At 64.1% G+C, this 4242-nt stretch carries 3 protein-coding genes; 2 read left to right on the plus strand and 1 reads right to left on the minus strand.

What is annotated here, in order from left to right; translation table 11 throughout:
* On the minus strand, nt 1-2403 hold a 2403-nt coding region (locus AC1D1P_RS16075; RefSeq protein ID WP_477673662.1), incomplete at its 3' end, for a PD-(D/E)XK nuclease family protein.
* 179 nt (nt 2404-2582) lie between these two features.
* Here AC1D1P_RS16075 and trxA point away from each other — a divergent pair.
* Together trxA and rho are read left to right on the plus strand one after the other, a co-directional pair.
* Nucleotides 2583-2915 carry a thioredoxin TrxA gene (trxA, locus tag AC1D1P_RS16080; RefSeq protein WP_077594529.1) on the plus strand — a complete coding sequence of 111 codons (333 nt, stop codon included), beginning with the start codon at nt 2583-2585 and terminating at the stop codon, nt 2913-2915.
* A gap of 244 nt (nt 2916-3159) precedes the next feature.
* A partial coding sequence (gene rho, locus AC1D1P_RS16085) for a transcription termination factor Rho (RefSeq protein WP_477673663.1) occupies nt 3160-4242 on the plus strand: 1083 nt, incomplete at its 3' end.

Here is a 4242-nt window from a genome sequence, read left to right on the forward strand (position 1 = left end):
CTCATAGGTCTTGGTCGGCTCTTTTTCGCCGAGGTTGACGTAGGCCGCGGCCAGCGTGTCGTCGCTCATCAGGGCGGCATAAAAGGCAAGCTGGGTGTCTTCATGGCCGTTCTTGATGCGTTCGGCCGTGGTCGTGCGCGGCTCGGTCTTGTAGTCGATCACCAGGGCGTGCCCGTCAGGCTGGCGATCAACGCGGTCGAGCTGGCCGAGCAGCGTGAGCGTGCCGACAGGCACTTCGCGCCAGACTTCGGCTTCGTCGAAGACCGCGCCGGTGGCTTCGTGGTCGGCCAGCCATTTCAGATAGCCCTCGCGCACACCGGGCCAGGCCGCGGCAAAGGGCAAAAACTCGCTGTCGCTGAGCGCCAGCTCTTGCGTGGCGCGCTCCGCTGCTATGTTTAGCATAGCTACCCGCGCTGATAGATCGGGGGTTGGTGCCGCTTTGAGTGCCTCATGGAAATGCCGCAGCAGGCTGTGCAGCCAGTTGCCGAAGTCGCGCTTGCCCAACTCGCTTTCGAGCTCTTCGGGCTCCTGCAGCCTAAGCTGACGCAGCGCAAAAAAGCGGTAGGGGCAACGCCGCAGGTCTTCGTACGCGCTGGCAGAAAGCCGGATGACGGGCAAGGCCTCGCCGGTCGGGAAGGGATACGGCGTCGGCTGGGTTGCCACGGCACGCAGGCTGCGGGGGTCGGTGGCCATGCGCTGTACTGCTTCCTCGTCCTGGTCCAGCAGCAGCTCCTGCACAAAGCCGCTGGGGATCAGGTGTTCGCCGGATTCACTGGTGCGCCAGAGCACATCGAGATGCGGCATGTGCAGGGCATAGTGCCAGGCCTGGCGCTGGGCAGCGGCAAGCACTTCCCGCGACGGCAGGCCCAGCAGCTCGCGTTGGCCGGGCGTCCAGGGACCGGGAGGTTCTGGTGACACCGGCAGGCGGATTTCATCGCAGCCGGGCAGCACCACRGCCTGCATGGGGCGGCCCAGCAGCTGCGGCAGCGGCAGTATGACCACCTGCTCCGCGGGCGGATGCGCCGGGGAAAACTTGCCGCCCTCCAGCGCCTGATTGGCCCACTGCGTGAAGTCATGCAGCCGCATCACCGGCGATGCTTCGAATTCGGTCTCGGCGCCTTCGTGCAGGCGCAGCACGTCCAGCACCGTCTGCCCGRCTTCGTCCTGCGCCAGTGCGTCCCACTGCCCCGCCGACTGCAAAAGGGTGCGCAGGTCGCGCAGCCACATCGCCAGCGGGCGGGCACGGCTGAAAGGGCTGCGCAATGCGTTCACCTCGCGCGCCAACGGGCCTGTTGCCGCAAAGGCTGGCGGCAAGATGGCGTCTTCCGCAAAGTCCGGCAGGTCGCGCCAGGCGCGCACGCCGGTCTTGCGCAACTCAGTCTCGGCGGCGGTGACCAGCGCGGCGTCAAACGCCGGTGCGTTTTTCAGCCAGTCCAGCACGGCATCCGTCGACGCGTCCCAGGGCATGGCGCGCAGCAGGCTCATCAGAGCGGCGGCGGCGCGAGTGGTTGAAAGCTTCCAGCCGGTTTCATCGCGCATGGCGATGCCGCGCTCAGCGAGCATGGCGCCGACACGGCGTGTGAGTTGCCGGTCCTGCGCAATCAGCGCAACCGGGCTGCGGCCTTGCGCCAGATGCGCCAGCACGCAGGCGGCGGCGCGGCCCGCTTMGTCTTCGGCGTCTTGCGCAATGTGCAGCGCGGGCGGTGCCGAGGGCTCTTCGAGTGAGACGCACAGCGGGATGGAAACCGACCGGTCGCCGAAGTGCGCCTTGAGGGCCTCGGTAAGCGGGTCGGCCTGAAAGCCTTCCAGCACGGCGAGCAGCTGAGGTTTCGCCTGGAAAAGGCGGTCCGTGGGATAGGCGGACGCCGCCGCCCAGGCCAGCGCAATGCGCCCCACGGCAGCTTCGAGGGCCAGCACCGGCGAATCCAGGCCTGCTCCCAGCGTTAGCGCCAAGCGCTCGCTCCAGGCGCGGCGAGCGGCCGGCACGACGGCTGCGGCCACACCGGCCAGGCTCCACGCCGCTTCAACCAGCCGGCCCGCCAGCGCATCCTGCTGGGCGCCCAGGCCCGCGCGGCCCAGCAGCGATGCGGCTGTGAGCATGTCGACCGCCACATCCATGCGCAAATCGTCGCCTGAAGGCACATACGAGCCGAGCGTGCCGCCCAGGCCGCTGGCCCAGTTCATGGTGGTTTCAAAGCGGGGAACAAAAAATGTCTCGCCTGCCTGCGCAGCCCAGGCGCGGCGCGCCTGCTGGATCAGCTGGGCATAGGGCAGCAGCACCACGGCTTCTGCGGGATGGACGCCGCGCGCCTGCATCGCTTCTGCAAGCCGGCCCATGGCCTGGTGCCAGCACAGCGCATCAGGCGCGGACCATGCGGCATCAGAGGTTGGAACGGGTGGCATACAGAGGTTGGGGAAAAGAGGTTGGCAAGAAAGAAATGGGGCCGGAAGCCGCAAATTGAATAATCTCTATCGGCGCCATAGCCCCCGCGCGCCCGACCCGGCCACTTGCTTTCTGCCACAATGACTACAACTTTAGCCGTACCGTATCGTAACCATCCTAAACAGACAAAGGAGCCGCCATGGCGAGCGAACTGATCAAACATACCACCGATGCCACTTTCGAAGCCGACGTGCTGCAAGCCTCCAAACCCGTGCTGGTGGACTACTGGGCTGAATGGTGCGGTCCGTGCAAGATGATCGCGCCGATTCTGGACGAAGTGGCCACCGGTTACGACGGCCGCCTGCAGATCGCCAAGATGAACGTCGACGAAAACCGCGACATTCCCGCCAAGTTCGGTATCCGCGGCATCCCCACCCTGATGCTGTTCAAGGACGGCCAGCTGGCCGCCACCAAGGTCGGCGCCATGAGCAAGGCCCAGCTGACCGCCTTCATTGACCAGCAACTGGCCTGAGGTTTTTCGCGCTGGAAGGGAAGCACGGCGCACCGCCGCTTCCCGACCGGCGCAGGTCCCCCGGCCGCTGGCCGGACGCAGGAAAAATGCCTTGATTTCCTGCATGAATTTCCTGTCATAATGTGCTTTATTCACCAGACGGCACTCGCTGCCTGGTTCGAGTTCCCGGTTTGTAAGCCATCTTCTGCGGCTTCTTTTCAAACCTCCCCCGTTTCCATCAATGAACTCCGCAAGGAGTAACTCCATGCACTTAAACGAACTCAAGGCACTGCACGTGTCTGAAGTCCTCAAGCAGGCCGAAGCCCTTGAGATCGAAAACGTCGGCCGTATGCGCAAGCAGGAGCTGATGTTCGCCATCATCAAAAAACGTGCAAAAACCGGTGAGACCATCGTGGCCGACGGCGTGCTGGAAGTGCTGCCCGACGGTTTCGGTTTCCTCCGTGCTCCGGATTCAAGCTACACGGCCAGCACCGACGACATCTACATCAGCCCCAGCCAGATTCGCCGCTTCAACCTGCACACCGGCGACATGATTGAAGGCGAAGTGCGCACCCCCAAGGATGGCGAGCGCTACTTTGCCCTGAACAAGCTCGACAAGGTYAACGACGGCCTGCCTGAAGACAACAAGCACAAGGTCATGTTCGAGAACTTGACCCCGCTGTTCCCACGCGAGCAGTTCAAGCTCGAACGCGACATCAAGGGCGAAGAGAACCTGACCAGCCGCATCATCGACATCGTCGCGCCTATCGGCAAAGGCCAGCGCGCCCTGCTGGTCGCACCGCCCAAGTCCGGCAAGACCGTGATGATGCAGAACATCGCCCACGCCATTACCGCCAACTACCCTGAAGTGGTCATGATGGTGCTGCTGGTGGACGAGCGCCCTGAAGAAGTGACCGAAATGCAGCGCAGCGTGCGCGGCGAAGTGATCTCCTCCACTTTTGACGAACCCGCCGCACGCCACGTGCATGTGGCCGAAATGGTGATCGAACGCGCCAAGCGCCTGGTTGAACTCGGCAAGGACGTCGTTATCCTGCTGGACTCCATCACCCGCCTGGCCCGCGCCTACAACAACGTGTTGCCTTCATCGGGCAAAGTGCTGACCGGCGGTGTGGACGCCAACGCACTGCAGCGCCCCAAGCGCTTCTTCGGTGCGGCCCGCAATATTGAAGAAGGCGGCAGCCTGACCATCATCGGCACCGCGCTGGTAGACACCGGCAGCCGCATGGACGAAGTGATCTTTGAAGAATTCAAGGGCACCGGCAACTGCGAAATCCACCTGGACCGCCGCCTGTACGAAAAACGCGTGTTCCCGGCAATTCACCTCAAC

It is taken from the genome of Polaromonas sp. P1_E1_2 (genome assembly GCF_056406035.1).